The organism is Marisediminicola sp. LYQ134 (assembly GCF_046599635.1).
GTDB lineage: Bacteria > Actinomycetota > Actinomycetes > Actinomycetales > Microbacteriaceae > Marisediminicola.
On the sequence record NZ_JBKIWP010000001.1, the window covers coordinates 1,321,592 to 1,337,460 of the forward strand.

The 15,869-nt window shown below is 69.8% G+C and carries 15 protein-coding genes; 10 read left to right on the top strand and 5 right to left on the bottom strand.

Annotated elements, in window-relative coordinates; all coding sequences use genetic code 11:
* Positions 1-59: 59 nt before the first annotated feature.
* The 3 genes from ACLHIH_RS06345 to ACLHIH_RS06355 are packed head-to-tail and all read right to left on the bottom strand — an operon-like array spanning position 60 to position 3,642.
* Positions 60-1,256, bottom strand: a complete 1,197-nt coding sequence (locus ACLHIH_RS06345; protein WP_411315854.1) for a PrsW family intramembrane metalloprotease — start codon at positions 1,254-1,256, stop codon at positions 60-62.
* Positions 1,253-2,704, bottom strand: coding sequence for an FAD-binding oxidoreductase (locus ACLHIH_RS06350; RefSeq protein WP_411315855.1), 1,452 nt, complete (start codon positions 2,702-2,704; stop codon positions 1,253-1,255). The genes ACLHIH_RS06345 and ACLHIH_RS06350 overlap by 4 nt, the downstream gene beginning before the upstream one ends.
* On the bottom strand, positions 2,701-3,642 hold the full coding sequence (locus tag ACLHIH_RS06355) for a ribokinase (protein WP_411315856.1): 942 nt from the start codon (positions 3,640-3,642) through the stop codon (positions 2,701-2,703). Before ACLHIH_RS06355 ends, ACLHIH_RS06350 begins: the two co-directional genes overlap by 4 nt.
* A gap of 93 nt (positions 3,643-3,735) precedes the next feature.
* On the opposite strand from ACLHIH_RS06355, the gene ACLHIH_RS06360 reads away from it, so the two are divergent.
* Entirely contained in the window at positions 3,736-5,265 is a 1,530-nt protein-coding gene (locus tag ACLHIH_RS06360; RefSeq protein WP_411315857.1) for an AlkA N-terminal domain-containing protein, read from the top strand.
* Positions 5,266-5,270: 5 nt separating this feature from the next.
* Here the strand turns inward: ACLHIH_RS06360 and ACLHIH_RS06365 are convergent, their stop codons facing one another.
* Entirely contained in the window at positions 5,271-6,329 is a 1,059-nt protein-coding gene (locus ACLHIH_RS06365; protein ID WP_411315858.1) for a Ku protein, read from the bottom strand.
* Between the two features lie 134 nt (positions 6,330-6,463).
* Here ACLHIH_RS06365 and ACLHIH_RS06370 point away from each other — a divergent pair, with 134 nt between their 5' ends.
* From ACLHIH_RS06370 to ACLHIH_RS06380, 3 genes are all read left to right on the top strand, one after another.
* The gene (locus tag ACLHIH_RS06370) at positions 6,464-9,013 is read left to right on the top strand and encodes an ATP-dependent DNA ligase (protein WP_411315859.1); all 2,550 of its coding nucleotides are present in this window, start codon (positions 6,464-6,466) and stop codon (positions 9,011-9,013) included.
* A 4-nt stretch (positions 9,014-9,017) separates the two neighbouring features.
* Positions 9,018-9,767, top strand: coding sequence for a glycosyltransferase family A protein (locus tag ACLHIH_RS06375; RefSeq protein WP_411315860.1), 750 nt, complete (start codon positions 9,018-9,020; stop codon positions 9,765-9,767).
* A gap of 66 nt (positions 9,768-9,833) precedes the next feature.
* On the top strand, positions 9,834-10,370 hold the full coding sequence (locus ACLHIH_RS06380; RefSeq protein ID WP_411315861.1) for a hypothetical protein: 537 nt from the start codon (positions 9,834-9,836) through the stop codon (positions 10,368-10,370).
* A gap of 33 nt (positions 10,371-10,403) precedes the next feature.
* Here ACLHIH_RS06380 and ACLHIH_RS06385 read toward each other — a convergent pair whose 3' ends face one another.
* Positions 10,404-11,849 (bottom strand): aspartate ammonia-lyase, encoded by a 1,446-nt coding sequence (locus ACLHIH_RS06385; protein WP_411316331.1) that lies wholly within the window; start codon positions 11,847-11,849, stop codon positions 10,404-10,406.
* A 634-nt stretch (positions 11,850-12,483) separates the two neighbouring features.
* Here ACLHIH_RS06385 and ACLHIH_RS06390 point away from each other — a divergent pair.
* From ACLHIH_RS06390 to ACLHIH_RS06415, 6 genes are all read left to right on the top strand, one after another.
* The gene (locus tag ACLHIH_RS06390; protein WP_411315862.1) at positions 12,484-12,780 is read left to right on the top strand and encodes a tryptophan synthase subunit alpha; all 297 of its coding nucleotides are present in this window, start codon (positions 12,484-12,486) and stop codon (positions 12,778-12,780) included.
* Positions 12,781-12,923: 143 nt separating this feature from the next.
* Positions 12,924-13,370 carry an Hsp20/alpha crystallin family protein gene (locus tag ACLHIH_RS06395; RefSeq protein ID WP_411315863.1) on the top strand — a complete coding sequence of 149 codons (447 nt, stop codon included), beginning with the start codon at positions 12,924-12,926 and terminating at the stop codon, positions 13,368-13,370.
* 81 nt (positions 13,371-13,451) lie between these two features.
* Positions 13,452-13,640: a hypothetical protein gene (locus ACLHIH_RS06400; protein WP_411315865.1), complete on the top strand. Its 189-nt coding sequence runs from the start codon at positions 13,452-13,454 to the stop codon at positions 13,638-13,640.
* 89 nt (positions 13,641-13,729) lie between these two features.
* The gene (locus ACLHIH_RS06405) at positions 13,730-14,758 is read left to right on the top strand and encodes a glutathione S-transferase family protein (protein ID WP_411315866.1); all 1,029 of its coding nucleotides are present in this window, start codon (positions 13,730-13,732) and stop codon (positions 14,756-14,758) included.
* Between the two features lie 81 nt (positions 14,759-14,839).
* A complete protein-coding gene (locus ACLHIH_RS06410) occupies positions 14,840-15,037 on the top strand; it encodes a hypothetical protein (RefSeq protein ID WP_411315867.1) in 198 nt (65 codons plus the stop codon).
* Between the two features lie 54 nt (positions 15,038-15,091).
* The gene (locus ACLHIH_RS06415; RefSeq protein WP_411315869.1) at positions 15,092-15,835 is read left to right on the top strand and encodes a hypothetical protein; all 744 of its coding nucleotides are present in this window, start codon (positions 15,092-15,094) and stop codon (positions 15,833-15,835) included.
* Positions 15,836-15,869 lie beyond the last annotated feature (34 nt).

A 15,869-nucleotide genomic window follows, 5' to 3' on the forward strand; every position in this document is an offset into this window, starting at 1 on the left:
CTCGTCGCACCCTGCGAGCTCGACCACCCGAGCGCGCCGAGGCGTCGGCACTCCGCGGTCTAGCGCGCGGGCACCGGCAGGGGCGGAACAGCGGCGATCGCGGTGCGATCGGCCACGATCCGGGCGAGCAGCTCGGATTCGGCTTTCGTCGCGGCGAGTCGATCCCGGCTCGTGATGACGCGCTGCCGCGCGAACGCGAGCCGCGTGGCGTTGTTCTCGAAGCGGCGATACGCGGCTCCCGCGCCGTGACGTGCCGCCCACGATCGTGCGGCGCGGCGGCCCGCTTCGCTCGAGAGATAGCCGACCTCGGTCGCCGTGAACCACCCGGCGGCCGCGTATTCGTCGAGGCGCTGCGCGGTGAGCCTCCGCTCGTGTCGACGCACGGCGACGACCGCGACGATCGCGAGAACGAAGAGCGGCACCTGCACGAGCACGTAGTAGAGGTAGAAGTTGGAGACGAGGAAGGCCGCGCCGTTCCACAGCGCGTGCAAGAGGATCGCCGGCACGAGTCCGACCGCGAAATATCCGATGGCTCCGAGCGCTCCCGTGCGACGCGAAGCGAAACCGAGCGCGAGCCCGATGAAAGCGGAGAACATCACGTGCGCGAACGGAGAGAGCACTCCGCGGAGGAAGAAGATCTCGGTGACCGTGACGATGTCCCCGGTCGTGAGGGTCATGGCGAAGTACTGGATGTTCTCGGTGAACGCGAAACCGACGGCGACCACGGACGAGTACACGAGACCGTCGACGGGGCCGTCGAATCGCGATCGGGCGACCCAGAAGAGCGCGAGCACGCCGATGCCCTTGGCGATCTCCTCGACGATGGGCGCTTGCACGACGCTCGAGAGGAAGAGGGTTCCCGTGCTCGTTCCGACACCGAGGAGCGCCTGACCGATCTGGGTGATGAACGAGAACACGAGCGCGATCGCGACGGCCGCGGCGGCTCCCCACAGGAGCGCGCACACGAGTGCGAGGCGCGGCTCGGGCTCCCACCGGTCGATCCACCGGATCGCCCACAGCACGAGCGCGAGGGGCACGAGCGCGAGCACCGCGCCGATCGCCACGGCGACGCTCCCGAACGAGAGCACGAGATACCCCGATACGAGCAGAGCGACGATCCCGAGCACTGCGAGGGCCACGACGGCGACGACGACGGCCGCGTCCGCACCTCGCGCGGGCCTCGTCGCCTCGGCTCCGCCACCGCCGACGGGGCTGGGGTTGGCGGCGACGGGCGAGAAGGGGTGCGATTGGCTCACGAGTGGTCCTCGGTTTCGGGATGGCCTGAATCGGCGGGCCGGATGTCGGCGTGCCGGATGTCGGCGGGGAACAGCTTGCCCGGGTTCAGGATGCCGAGCGGGTCGAACACCCTCTTGATGTCGTGTTGCAGCCGCACCTGGTCGTCTCCGAGCTCGTCGGCGAGCCAGCGACGCTTGAGCACTCCGACCCCGTGCTCCCCCGTGAGGGTGCCACCGAGGTCGAGCGCCGCCCGGAAGACCTCGTGGGCCGCCTCCCACACGCGCGGGGGCACCTCGTCTCCCGCGAAGAGGAAGTTGGGATGGAGGTTGCCGTCTCCCGCGTGGGCGACGGTCGGGATATCGAGCGCGAACCGCTCGCCGATGGTCGCGATCGCCGCGAACATCTGCGGAAGGGCGCTGCGCGGCACCGCGACGTCTTCGATGAGCACGGTGCCCCGCGCCTCGAGCGCGGGGTGGAACGCCCGCCGGATCGCGAGCAACCGCTCGCCCTCCTCGGGGTCGGTCGTGAGGTCCGCGTCGCCGCCGAGGGAACGGATGATCGCGAGCACTCGCTCCGCCTCCGACACGCTCGCGTCGCCATCCGTCTGCACGAGCAGGAACGCGCGGCCGCGGTCGCCGAGCTCGAGGTCGAGGTGGACGCCGATGTGCTCGAGCGCGAGGGAGTCGAGCAGCTCCATGGCGGCGGGGCGGAGCCCGGCGGCGGTGATGGCGGCCGCGGCGCCGGCCGCGGAGACGATGTCGGCGAAGTAGGCCCCGATCGTCGCGACGACGCCCGTCGGGAGCGGACGGAGTTTGAGGGTCGCGTCGACGATGACACCGAGGGTGCCCTCCGAGCCGATGACGAGGGCCGTGAGGTCGAGGCCCGTGACGCCTTTGACGGTGCGGTGACCGAGCGTCATGACGGTGCCGTCGGCCCGCACGATCGTGAGGCCGAGAACCGCTTCGCGCGTCACGCCGTATTTGGCACACAGCAACCCACCCGCGTTCGTCGCGATGTTGCCGCCGATCGTCGAGATCGCTTTGCTCGCCGGATCGGGGGCGTACCAGAGGCCGTGGGGTTCGAGCCGACGATTGAGCTCAGCGTTGATGATGCCGGGCCCGACGACCACGGTCTCGTCGGCGACCGAGAGGTCGGTGATGTCGTCGAGCGCGAGGGTCGACAGCACGATCTCGTCGCGGCCGGCGATCGCCCCGCCCGCGAGCCCCGTTCCCGCCCCGCGCGTGACGACCCCGATGCGGAGGTCGCTCGCGATGCGCAGCGTCTCCTGCACGTCGGCGATGCTGCGGGCGGTCACGACGGCGACGGGAGTCGAACCCGAGTCGTGCCCGGATTTGTCGGTGCGCATCGCCTCGACGGTCGCCGGGGTCGAGTCGACCGCCCCGCCGTCGACGACATCGCCGAGAGCGCCGCGCAAGCGGTCGAGCGCGCGCTCCGCAGGCGAGGTCACGACATCGCCTCGAGGATGTCGGCCCGCGCGGGGATCGAGGGCACGGCCCCGGCGACCGTCACCGAGAGCGCCGCCGCAACCGTCGCGAATCGCGCCGCCCGCTCCAGATCCAGCGGGGACACGTCGAGCTGAGGCGTCACGTCGGCCTCGGCGAGCGCCGCGGCGAACGCTCCGCAGAACGTGTCACCCGCCCCCGTGCTGTCGACGACGCTCACCCGGTGCGCCGCGATCCTCGCGACCTCGACGCCGGAGTCGACGAGAACCGACCCCGCCGAACCGAGCGTCACGACGAGTCGCCGCACTCGCGCCGAGAGCGCGGCGACCGCCCGATCGAGGTCGTCGAGCCCGCTGACCACGAGGGCCTCGTGCTCGTTGACCACGAGCACATCCACCGACTCGAGGGTGTCGGGCCCGAGCGCCATCGCGGGGGCCGCGTTGAGCACGACGAGGGTGCCCGCGGCCGACGCGACCCGAGCGGCCGCCTCGACCGCGGCGAGCGGCAGTTCGAGCTGCAGCACGAGCACGCGCGCCGCGCGGATCGCGCGACCGTCGGCATCCGTGAGCGCGGTGACCGTGGCGTTCGCCCCCGACGCGACGACGATCGAGTTCTCGCCCGACGCGTCGACGACGATGAAAGCCTGGCCCGTCGGGTGCTCGGTTCGCCGCACGAGAGTCGAGTCGATCATGTCGGCCGCCATGACGCTCTCGAGCGCGTCGCCCCGCTCGTCGCGGCCGAGGGCACCGACGAAAGCGACCCGCGCTCCCGCGCGCGCGGCGGCCACGGCCTGGTTGAGACCCTTGCCGCCCGGGTGCTCTGCCGCAGCGCCCGCGAGCACCGTCTCCCCGGGCCGCGGAGCCCGGTCGACGGAGAACACCGTGTCGGTGTTGGCGCTGCCCACGACGATCACCCTCGCGTCGGAAGCGCCGTTCGTCGTCACCGGCACAGTTTAGGTGGGCAGGCGCGGGCTTCACCTCGGAGCGATGTCTCTTTTCCGCTACCGGCTCCCGGGTGGCCGTGGGAGAGTGCGGACATGGATGACGAGGATTCGAGCGACGCCGTCGTGCGCGACGGCGATCCGCGGTTCGAGGCACGATTCTCGGCGATGGCCTCGCGGGACGCCCGCTTCGACGGGCAGTTCGTCACGGGGGTGCACTCGACCGGCATCTACTGTCGACCGAGCTGCCCCGCCATCACACCGCTGAGACGCAACGTGGCGTTCTACCGCACCGTCGCGGGCGCACACGAGGCGGGCCTGCGCGCGTGCAAACGGTGCGGGCCCGACGCGGTGCCCGGCTCTCCCGAGTGGAATCTGGGAGACGACATCGCGTCGCGCGCGATGCGTCTCATCGCCGACGGCACGGTCGATCGCGACGGCGTTCCCGGACTCGCCGCTCGACTCGGCTACACCCCGCGGCACCTCACGCGCGTGCTCGATCGCGAACTGGGTGCGGGTCCGCTCGCTATCGCGCGCGCCCACCGCGCCCAGTCGGCTCGCGCCCTTCTCGTCGAGACCGACCTCGCCGTGACGGATGTCGCGTTCGCGGCGGGATTCACGAGTGTGCGCCAGTTCAACGACACGATGGTCGCCGTGTTCGGGCGCTCCCCGAGCGAGGTGCGGCGAGCCGGCGGCGGCGGTCGATCACCGGGCACCGAGCCCCACGCAGGCCTCGGCGCCGCCGGCGGCGGAACCCGGCCGGATGCTGGGCTCCCCGGCTCGACGACGATCACGCTTCGCCTCCCCGCGCGCGCGCCCTTCGACGGGGCGGGGCTCCTGCGATTTCTGAGCGTGCACGCCATCCGCGGTGTCGAAACGGGTGACGATCGCACCTTCGCCCGGCGGGTGCGGCTTCCGCGGGGAACGGCGCACGTCACCCTCGCGCTCGCGGGAGACGACGCGGTGTCGTGTGTCGCGCGCCTCGACGACGTCGCCGACCTCTCGACGCTCGTCGCCCGCATCCGTCGCGTGTTCGATCTCGACGCCGACTCGGTCGCGATCGACGACGCCCTCGGAGCCGACGCCGCCCTCGCACCGTCGGTCGCGGCGAGCCCGGGCACGCGTCTGCCCGGCGGATTCGACGCGCACGAGACACTCTTCCGCACCCTCATCGGTCAGCAGGTGTCGGTCACGGCCGCGACGACGGTGCTGGGCCGCGTGAGCGCCGAGCTGTGCGGCGACTCGGGGCTGTTCCCGACCGCGACCGACATCGCCGAGCGAGGCGAGGGGGTCATCCGGGGTCCGGCGTCGCGGGTCGCGACGATCCTCGGAGTCGCTCGCGCCCTCGCGTCGGGCGACCTCGCCGTGGATGTCGGGATGTCGACGCCCGACCTCGTCTCGCGCCTCACCGCCATGCCCGGGATCGGACCGTGGACCGCGGGATACGTCGCGATGCGCGTGCTCGGGGCACCCGACATTCTGCTCTCGAGCGACCTCATCATGCGCAAGAGCGCCGGCGAACTCGGCCTACCCGACACCGAGCGCGGTCTCGCGGCCCACGGCGAGCGCTGGGCCCCCTGGCGCAGTTACGCGGGGCTGCACCTGTGGCGGTCGACGGGGCGCTGACGCCGTCAGGCGCTCTTCTTCTCCTGGCGGACCGCGGCCGGCTTCGTCGCTGCGGACTTCGTCGTCGAGGGCTTCTTCGCTGCGGGCTTCTTCGCCGCGGACTTCTTCGCGGGGGACTTCTTCGCGGGGGACTTCTTCGCGGCCTTCGTCGCGGCGGTCGACTTCTTCGCTGCCGATTTATCGGCGGCGGGCTTCTTCGCCGTCGACTTCTTCGCCGTCGATCTCTTGGCCGTCGATTTCTTCGCGGCGGGCTTCGCCGCGGGCGCCGACGACGACCCTCCCGAGCGGTTCCTCTCGACGCTGCGCCTCAGCGCCTCCATGAGGTCGAGCACCTCCCCACCGGAGTCCTCGTCGCCCTCGCCGAAAGTCTCGTCGGTGTCGAGAGCCTCCCCCTTGTCGAGTTTCGCGTCGATGAGCTCGCGCAACTGCTCCTGATAGTCGTCGCTGAACCTGTCGGGCTCGAAGTCGGAGGCGAAGCTCTCGACGAGCGACTCCGACATCTCGAGTTCGCGCGACGAGATGCGCACGCGCTCGTCGAGAGCGGGAAAGGATGCCTCGCGCACTTCGTCGTCCCAGAGGAGCGACTGAAGCATGAGCACGTCGCCGCGCACGCGGAGGGCACCGAGCCTCGTCTTCTGCCGCAGCGCGAAGTGCACGATCGCGGTGCGATCCGTCTTTTCGAGGGTGCGGCGCAGAAGCGTGTACGCCTTGGCCGCGTTCGTCTGCGGTTCGAGGAAGTAGCTGCGATCGAACATGATCGGGTCGAGCTGGTCCGAGGGCACGAATTCGACGACGTCGATCTCGCGGCTCTTCTCGACCGGAATCGACGAGAGGTCGTCGCTCGTGAGCACGACGGTGCGCTCGCCGTCGTCGTAGGCCTTGTCGATGTGCTCGAAGTCGACGATCTTTCCGCAGATCTCGCACCGGCGCTGGTATCGGATGCGCCCGCCGTCGGCATCGTGCACCTGGTGCAGCGAGATGTCGTGGTCCTCGGTCGCGCTGTAGACCTTGACGGGCACGTTGACGAGGCCGAACGTGATCGCGCCTGTCCAGATGGCTCTCATACACCCATTCTGAGTCGCGCAACCGATCGGCGTAAGCGGTTGACGCGGCGCCCACCGGCAGGGCTCAATCGGAGGACGGTCGCGAGCACGACCGCCACCACGTCAAGTCACGACTCGTCACGGGAGGACGCCGCATGTCCGGTTCGAGCGCGACAGCGACCGTCGTCTCGGTCGACGGCCGTCGCATCCGCCTCACGAGCCTCGACAAGGTGCTCTACCCCGAGACGGGAACCACGAAGGCCGACGTCATCGACTACTACGCGCGCATCGCCCCCGTTCTGCTCCCCCACGCCCGCGCCCGCCCGCTGACCCGCAAGCGCTGGGTCGACGGCGTGGGAACCGACGCGAAACCCGGCACCGTGTTCTTCCAGAAGAACCTCGACGACACCGCGCCCGAGTGGGTCGAGCGCCGCACCATCGAACACTCCGACCACTCCACCGCGTATCCCGTGCTCGGCGACCGCGCGACCCTCACGTGGCTCGGCCAGATCGCCGCCCTCGAGCTGCACGTTCCGCAGTGGCGGTTCTCGCGTGACGGTGAGCAGGAGAACCCCGACAGACTCGTGATCGACCTCGACCCCGGCGAGGGTGTCGGTCTCGCGGAGTGCGCCGAGGTCGCCCGTGCCGCGCGCGCAATCCTCTCCGGTATGGGTCTCGATCCGATGCCCGTGACGAGCGGGAGCAAGGGCATCCACCTCTACGCCGCCCTCGACGGGTCGATCGACTCGCGAGCGGTGAGTGCGGTCGCGCGCGAGCTCGCTCGTGCCCTCGAGGCGGATCACCCCGATCTCGTCGTCAGTGACATGACGAAGTCACTCCGCACCGGGAAAGTGCTCGTGGACTGGAGCCAGAACAGCGCCGCGAAGACCACCGTGACCCCCTATTCCCTCCGGGGGCGATCCTCGCCGACGGTCGCGGCACCGCGAACCTGGGACGAACTCGACTCCGCGCAGCTCGCCCACCTCGACTTCCGCGAGGTGCTCGAGCGTGTCGCTCAAAACGGCGACCCTCTCGCGCCGATGTCGCGCGGACGGGTCGACTCTCTCGAACCGTCGCCCGCTCGCCTCGACGGATTCGATGCCACGCCGGCATCCCGCGACCGGCTCGAGATCTACCGGTCGAAACGCGACGGTTCGAAGACGCCCGAGCCCGTTCCCACCGACGCACCGCACGCGGGCTCGGGCGCGGGCGCGAGTTTCGTCATCCAGGAGCACCACGCGTCGCGACTGCACTGGGACTTCCGTCTCGAACACGACGGCGTGCTCGTGAGCTGGGCGCTTCCCAAGGGAGTGCCGACCGATCCGGGCATCAACCACCTCGCCGTGCAGACCGAAGACCACCCCCTCGAGTACGGCGTCTTCGAGGGCACTATCCCGCACGGCGAGTACGGCGGCGGTGACGTGACCATCTGGGATTCGGGCACCTTCGAGCTCGAGAAGTGGCGCGAGGGCAAGGAGGTCATCGCGACCCTCCACGGCGAGAAGCACGGAACCCACCGTTACGCGCTCATCAACACGGGGTCGCGATCGGGGTCCGGGTCGGGCAAGGACTCGTGGCTCATCCACCTCATGGAGCCCGCCGGGGCGTCCTCGCCGAAACGGTCGTCCGCGACATCCCCCCGCACGGCCGGTCCGAAGCGCACGCGAACGACCGTCGGTTCGGCGAGGAGCGCGGCGACCAGCGACACCGCACCGATGCTCGCGACACTCGCGACCGAAGCCGACCTCGACGACGACGCCGAGTGGGCGTTCGAGATGAAGTGGGACGGCATCCGGTCGATCGTGACGATCGTCGACGGTCGGGTTCGACTGGCGAGCCGAAACGGCAACGACCTCACAGCGTCGTATCCCGAGCTCGCGATCCTCGCCGACGCCGTCGACGGCGACGCCGTGCTCGACGGAGAGATCGTCACGTTCGACGAGCGGGGCCGACCCGACTTCGGTCAGCTGCAATCGCGCATGGGGGTGACGAGACCGAAGGATGTCGCGGCCGCGGCGAAACACGCCCCCGTGCACTTCATCGCCTTCGACGTGCTCTCGCACGACTCGTCCGTGGTCACAGCACTGCCGTGGAGCGAGCGCCGAGCGCTCCTGGACTCGGTGGTGACACCCGGCGGTGCCGTGCTCGTGTCTCCCGCGTTCGTCGGCGACGTGGCTGCCGCCGTCGCGACGAGCCTCGAACAGGGACTCGAGGGGGTCATGGCGAAGAGACTCGACGGCCGCTACTCCCCGTCGCGACGATCGCGCGCGTGGCTCAAGATCAAACACCACCGGTCACTCGAGGTCGTCGTGGGCGGCTGGCGAGACGGGCGAGGCTCGCGCGCCTCGACGATCGGGTCGCTCCTCGTCGGGGTGCCGACCGATGACGGGCTCCGCTACCTCGGCAGGGTCGGTACGGGCCTCACCGAGCGAGACCTCGCGACCCTCTCGACGACGTTCCGGGCGGCCGCGCGAAGCACCTCCCCGTTCATCGACGTGCCGGCATCCGACGCCTCCGACGCCCACTGGGTCACTCCGCGGCTCGTCGTCGAGGTGCACTACGCCGAGATGACCGCGAGCGGGCGACTGCGGCACGCGACGTGGCGCGGCATCCGCAGCGACAAGTCCCCCGACGACGTAGCCTCGGATGCGACGTCTCTCGATCTCGCGGGCGTCTCGTCGCCCCGCGACGCCGAGGAAGGGTGACCCGATGGTTCGCGTGAGCGTCGTCATTCCCGTGCGCGACGACGCCGTCGAACTCGAGCACTGCTTGCGAGCGCTGCAGCGTCAGACCCGTCCGGCCGACGAGATCATCGTCGTCGACAACGGCAGCGCCGACGATTCCGCCGCCGTCGCGGTGCGCTACGGCGCCCGAGTGCACACCGAGCACACGCCGGGCATCTGGCCTGCCGCGGCTCGGGGCTTCGACGAGGCGACGGGAGACATCATCGCGAGGCTCGACGCGGACTCGCGACCCCGACGCGACTGGATCGAGCGCGTCGAGACCCTTCTCTCACTCGACCCCGAGGCCGTCGCGGCGACAGGCCCCGGCGTGTTCTATCAGCTGCCGCGGTTCCCTCGCGCCCTCGCCGACCTCGTCTACATGCGCGCCTACTTCGCGATGGGTCTCGTGACCCTCGGGCACTGGCCACTCTTCGGCTCGAGCTTCGCCATCCGCTCGACCGTGTGGAACCGCATCAGGCTCGACGTGCACCGTGACGACTCCGGGGTGCACGACGACTTCGACCTCGGATACCACCTCGACCCGTGGTCGCGAGTCATCCTCGACCGGTCGCTCGCGGTCGGTGTCTCGGCTCGACCCTTCGGCAACATCCCGTCGATGCTCTTGCGCACGTGGCGCGCGGTGCGCACCATCGCGGTGCACGGCGTGCGCGAACTGCCGCCGTTCCGGTGGTCGCGGCGCGTGAGGGTCGTGCGCGCTCTGTCGCGCCGAGGGTGACCACGACGTAACGTAGAACTGCTCCCCCACGGGAGGCTCACACTCCTCACAGCCAAAGGACCCGCCATGAGACTCAAATTCCTGTTCGTCGTCGGACTCATCGCGGGATACGTGCTCGGCGCTCGCGCCGGACACGGTCGCTACGAGCAGATCAAGGCGAAGGCGAACGAGGCCTGGGAAGACCCGCGCGTGCAGAAGGCCGTGTCGGAGACTCAGGACTTCGTGAAGGAGAACGCACCCATCGTCGCCGAGAAGGTCGGCGAAGGCGCGAAGGTCGCGAGCGACAAGGTCGCCCAGGGGGCCAAGATCGCCGCCGACGGCACGAAGGTCGCGGCCGAGAAGGTCGCCGAGACGGCCAAGATCGCGAGCACGAGTGTCGCCGAGGGCACCAAGGTCGCCGCCGAGGTCGTCAAGGATGCCGCCGAGAAGGTCGCCGAGACCGCGAAAGACCTGTCGGGCAAGGTCGCGGAGACCGCGTCGGAGGCCACCGCGAAGATCACGGGCGCCACGAACGGTTCCGACGACAGCTCGGACGAGCGCACCCCCGACGACGCGACGACCGAGCCCGCGGGCGACGCGTCGACGCCTCCTCAGCCGAGCTGACGCGCGGCGCTTGTGCGGTCAGGCGTCGGACAGTCAGTCGTCGTGGTCGTCGGCGAACCGGTCCTGGGCCACGACCGAGATCACGCCCGTCATGGGCACGATCCCGCTGAGTCGCTCGGGTGACAGCACTCGCGTCACTTCTTCTCTGCTCATGAGGCCTGCGGCGACCACGAGGTCGGCGATCGACGACTCCGTCGTGAGCGCCGTGTGCGCGAGCGAGGCCGACGCGGCGTAGCCGATGTACGGCGTGAGCGCCGTCACGACCCCCACCGAGGTCTCCACCTGCATGCTGAGCCTCGAGAGGTTCGGCGTGATCCCGTCGATGCAGTTGACGCGCAGGGTGCGGCACGCGTTCGTCATCCACGCGAGCGACTGCAGGATGCTGTGGGCGATCACGGGCTCGAACGCGTTGAGCTGCAATTGGCCGCCCTCGGCTGCGGCGGTGACCGTGGCATCCGCTCCGATCACGCTGAACGCGACCTGGTTGACGACCTCGGGGATCACGGGGTTGACCTTGCCCGGCATGATCGACGACCCCGCCTGGCGCGGGGGCAGGCTGATCTCTCCGAGACCCGCCTGAGGGCCGGACGAGAGCAAGCGCAAGTCGTTGCAGATCTTCGAGAGTTTGACGGCCGCCCTCTTGAGCGTGCCACTGAGCGTCATGAAGATGCCGGCGTCGGAGGTCGCCTCGATGAGGTCGGCCGCGGTCTCCATCTCGATGCCCGTGACGGCGATGAGCTCGTCGAGCACAGCCCTCGCGTAGCGCGGGTCGGCCGTGATGCCCGTGCCGATCGCCGTCGCCCCCATGTTGATCTCGTTGAGCCACGGGATGACCTCGCTCAACCTGTCGTGGTCTTCGACGAGGGTGTGGGCGAACCCGCTGAACTCCTGGCCGAGGGTCATCGGAACGGCGTCCTGCAGCTGGGTACGCCCCACCTTGAGGATGCCCGCGAACTCCGACCCCTTCGCCGCGAACGACACGGTGAGCCGCTTGTGCTCCTCGAGCAGCCGCGTGAGGCCGAAGACCATCGCGAGCTTGATGGCCGTCGGGTAGACGTCGTTCGTGCTCTGGCTGCGGTTGACGTCGTCGAGCGGATGCAGGCTCGCGTAGTCGCCGAGCGGACGACCCAGGATCTGCAGTCCGCGATTGGCGATGACCTCGTTGGTGTTCATGTTCGTCGACGTGCCCGCGCCGCCCTGGATGACCCCGACGAGAAACTGGTCGTGCCACTGGCCGTCGATGATCTCGAGGCAGACCTGCTCGATGACATCCGCCTTCTCCGGCTCGAGCACGCCGATCGCGCGATTGGCTCGTGCCGCCGCTTGCTTGACCCTCGCGAGAGCGCGGATGAGGTCGGGGTACACCGAGATGGGTCGGCGCGTGATCGGAAAGTTCTCGAGGGCCCGCGCGGTGTGGATGCCCCAGAACACCTCGGCGGGGATCTCCATCTCCCCGAGCGAGTCGCGCTCGAGGCGCACGGGGCCCGTCGAGGGGCGACCGAAGTGCCCCGACGACGGCGATGGCGCGGCGGTCGACTCCCCCGCCCCCTCGAACCCCTCGTCGGCGGGCAGTGTCGCGGCGGCGGGGTGCTGAGGTGCGCTGTCATTCACGAGGGTCGCTCCGGTGTCGAGGTCGCGTGGCTTGTGGCCGAGAACGAGACGACTCTACTCGCGGCGTGATCGCGGGCGTCGGATCCGCCGGGGCATCCGCGCGAGAGAAAAACGGTGGGTGGTCGTGCCGCCGAACCGGTGGCGGATGCACCGCCGAGCGGTGTTGCGATGACGGCGACTTCTCGATTGTGGTTAGGCGGCGCTGTCGCCCCCGCGACTCGCCGGCAACCGAGAGTCGCCGTCATCCCTAGCCCCCCGGCTAGTTGTCATTCAGCCTATGGATCTGCTCTGACGACCGCGGCCCCCAGAGAGGGGGTCCAGCATTAGGGGGACGAACGGGGTACATCGCGACCGAGGTCCGCGCCGATCGCCGGGCCTCGCACGCTCGCTCGCTCGCTCGCTCGTGACGCGATCAGGCTTCGCGGGAGCGCGCGACGTAGGGTCGAGGAATGACTGCATCGACCGACTCTCGTCGCGGAACCGAGGCGACGAGAGCGACGGAGTGACGCGCGGGCCGAGCCTCGAGGTTCTGCGGGCGGAAGCACGAGACGAACTGCGCACCGTGATCCTCGATCGGTGCCGCGCGGGCGAGGATCCGTGGGAATTCATGGACGACCTCCCCACGGTCGACGAACTCGTCGTCGCCCTCTTGCGCGCCGATTCGATCGTCGCCGACGACTCGCGCCTCCCGAGCGCCGTGCGCGACTACCGCGTCCTCCGACAGATCGGACTGGATCACCCCGACCTCACGACAACCGTGTGGCGGATGCTCGGCGCGATCGATCTGCCGTCGCGCTGACGCTCCCTCTCCCGTCGAACCCCGAGGGTTTTTTCAGCGTTCTGTGAGTTGCATCGGGCCCATCCGATTCCTACAATTTTGGTAGTTGAGTCACATCGACTCAACTTCACACACCACGAACGATCAACGTGAAGGAGTTGACGATGGCCATGAATTTCGACCCGTTCCGTGAACTGGACCGCGTTGCGGGAGCCCTGTTCGACACCCGACAGGGGCCCCGACTCATGCCGATGGACCTCTACCGCGACGGTGACCACTACGTGCTCGCCGCCGACCTCCCGGGCATCGACCCCGGGTCGGTCGACATCGATGTCGACGGCCAGCTGCTCACCATCCGCGCCGAGAGGACCCTCAGCAACTCGCGCTCGGTCAACTGGCTCTCGCGGGAGCGCCAAGCGGGTTCGTTCCTCCGCCAGCTCAACCTCGGCCAGGGGATCGACACCGAGCACATCGAGGCGAGCTACGACAACGGCGTGCTGAGCGTCACCATCCCGGTGAGCGAGCGGGCCAAGCCGCGCAAGATCGAGGTCACGAACAACACGGGCGCGAGCACCGCCCCGTCGATCTCGAGCGAGACGGTCACCTCGTGACCGAGCGCGGGAGCCGTCGGTCGACGGCTCCCGCGCCGCAACCCCCTTGCACCACGACGGCCGCCGGGCGAAGGTGGGGGCATGAACACAAATCTCCCGTCCGACGGCACCCCCGCAGACAGCAACTCTCCCCTCGACGACGGATCGATCCCCGCCGACGCCGACCTCGTGACCTCGAACGACGCCGACGGTGAATCCGACACGGCGTCCGAGCCCGGGGTCGACCCCGAAGCGGAAGACGAGAAAGACCGCGCCGAGCGCCACTACTGAGTCGCCCTGACCGGTCGCCGGCACCTCTGGCGCTGCACCCGAGCGACACGACTCAGGGTCCTCGCCGCCGGCGACCGTAGGCTCGCGCTATGACTGACGACACTGCCACGCAGACCGCCTACGTCGAGCCGGGCAAAGAGTTCACGAGAGACACGAACTACATCCCCGACCGCATCACGAAAGACGGTCGCGACGGTTGGCCGGTCGCTGCCGACACCTACCGCCTCGTCGCCGCCCGCGCATGCCCGTGGGCCAACCGCTCCGTCATCTCGCGTCGCCTCCTCGGGCTCGAAAGCGCCATCAGCCTCGGAATGCCCGGGCCGACCCACGACTCGCGCAGCTGGACCTTCGACCTCGATGAGGGCGGAGTCGACCCGGTTCTGGGAATCGAACGCCTCCAGCAGGCCTTCTTCACGCGGTACCCCGACTACCCCCGAGGCATCACGGTGCCCGCGATCGTCGACATCGCGAGCGGCGGTGTCGTGACGAACGACTACCCGCAGATCACGATCGACTTCGCCACCGAGTGGACCGAGCACCACCGTGCTGGCGCACCGGACCTCTACCCCGAGGCCCTCCGGGCCGAGATCGACGAGGTCAACGACCTCGTGTTCCGCGACGTCAACAACGGGGTGTACCGCGCGGGCTTCGCCGGCTCCCAGAAGGCATACGACGCGGCGTACACCCGCCTCTTCGATCGACTCGACTGGCTCGAGAGCAGACTCGCCGGTCAGCGGTATCTCGTCGGCGACACGATCACCGAAGCAGACATCCGCCTCTTCACGACCCTCGCGCGGTTCGACGCGGTCTACCACGGACACTTCCGCTGCAACCGCAACAAGCTCACCGAGATGCCGGTGCTGTGGGCATACGCTCGCGACCTGTTCCAGACCCCCGGGTTCGGCGACACCATCGACTTCGTGCAGATCAAGCAGCACTACTACCTCGTGCACACCGACATCAATCCGACCGGCATCGTGCCCGCGGGCCCGGATGCGTCGGGGTGGCTCGACGCGCACGGGCGCGAGTCGCTCGGTGGGCGTCCGTTCGGTGACGGCACCCCACCCGACGCACCGCTCGAGTCCGAGCGTGTTCCCGCGGGGCACGGCGCCGCGTGACGGTGGGGCGCTCCCACGCCCCCCGATGACGTCGACCGCAAGGGGTGTCGTGGCCGAGCCCGGCGTGCCTACTCTGGAGTCATGAACAGTGCATCAGGCATCGGAACCACTCCCTCGAACGACGACGACGCGACGAACGACACGGCCGGGCTCGACGCCGTGCCCAACGGCCAGGGGGCGGATGGCGCCGAAGGCGACGCGGAGAACCCGCCGCTGCCCGACTGGGGACCGACCGACGGCGAGCACGGTGTCGACGACGACGAGCCCGCCGTTCAGTAGCGACTCGCGGCCGCGGGCGCTCTCGCGACCCGCGGCATCCGCGACGGTCGATCGGTGAGCGCGCTCTCGATCACCGTTGCGCGCTGGGGACTGCGCATCGCGCCGCGGCTCACCACGAGACTCGCTGCGCCGCGCGTTCGCGGCACGACCGCGTCGGCGGTCGACGGAGGCACGCTCGTCGTGACGTCGGGCGCTTCGGGTGTGGCGGATGCATCGGGGGCGCCGAGTTCGACGGGCGCATCCGGATCGTCCGGGCATGGTCTCCGCACCGTCGTCGTCATCTTCTCGCCGAGACCGCTCGCGATGCGGTGGCTCGCGGCGACGCTCGCGAAGCGACTCTCTGCGGCTGTCGTCATCGTCGATTCGATCGACGACCCGATCGCGGCGGTCGAGCGGGCTCGCTTTCTCGTGGACTCCGAGCTCCCCGTGACCGTCGTCGGCGAGGGTTCGGCGGCGGCGGCCGCCCTCGATGCGAGCCGCCAGCAGGTTCGCCGCGTCGCGCTCATCGCGCCGCGGGAGGTCGGCCCCGTCGATCCCGCGGGGGTGCCGACGACTCTCATCCAGGATTCCGAGTCCTCCCCGAGCCGCGCTGAGACGGTCGCCCTCGAACGGGCGTTGCGCTCGGGCGGTGTCGGAGTGCGGGAACCCGGCTACCGCGGGGTCACAGACGGCTGGGCGCGGCTCCCCCGGGTCTCGTCGGGCACGCAGCGGGCGCTCGACGACCTCGTGCAGTTCGTCGAGCGCGGGGTCGGCCCGACCGCCACCTTCGACGTCATCCCCGGCTGGGACCTCCACTAGCCCCAAACCACGCGATTTCCGCGAGCGTACGCCG

Coding starts and splice junctions, on each gene's coding strand:
- ACLHIH_RS06360 (WP_411315857.1), top strand. CDS start 3,736: ATGGATGACGAGGATTCGAGCGACGCCGTCGTGCGCGACGGCGATCCG.
- ACLHIH_RS06365 (WP_411315858.1), bottom strand. CDS start 6,329: ATGAGAGCCATCTGGACAGGCGCGATCACGTTCGGCCTCGTCAACGTG.
- ACLHIH_RS06370 (WP_411315859.1), top strand. CDS start 6,464: ATGTCCGGTTCGAGCGCGACAGCGACCGTCGTCTCGGTCGACGGCCGT.
- ACLHIH_RS06375 (WP_411315860.1), top strand. CDS start 9,018: ATGGTTCGCGTGAGCGTCGTCATTCCCGTGCGCGACGACGCCGTCGAA.
- ACLHIH_RS06380 (WP_411315861.1), top strand. CDS start 9,834: ATGAGACTCAAATTCCTGTTCGTCGTCGGACTCATCGCGGGATACGTG.
- ACLHIH_RS06395 (WP_411315863.1), top strand. CDS start 12,924: ATGGCCATGAATTTCGACCCGTTCCGTGAACTGGACCGCGTTGCGGGA.
- ACLHIH_RS06400 (WP_411315865.1), top strand. CDS start 13,452: ATGAACACAAATCTCCCGTCCGACGGCACCCCCGCAGACAGCAACTCT.
- ACLHIH_RS06405 (WP_411315866.1), top strand. CDS start 13,730: ATGACTGACGACACTGCCACGCAGACCGCCTACGTCGAGCCGGGCAAA.
- ACLHIH_RS06410 (WP_411315867.1), top strand. CDS start 14,840: ATGAACAGTGCATCAGGCATCGGAACCACTCCCTCGAACGACGACGAC.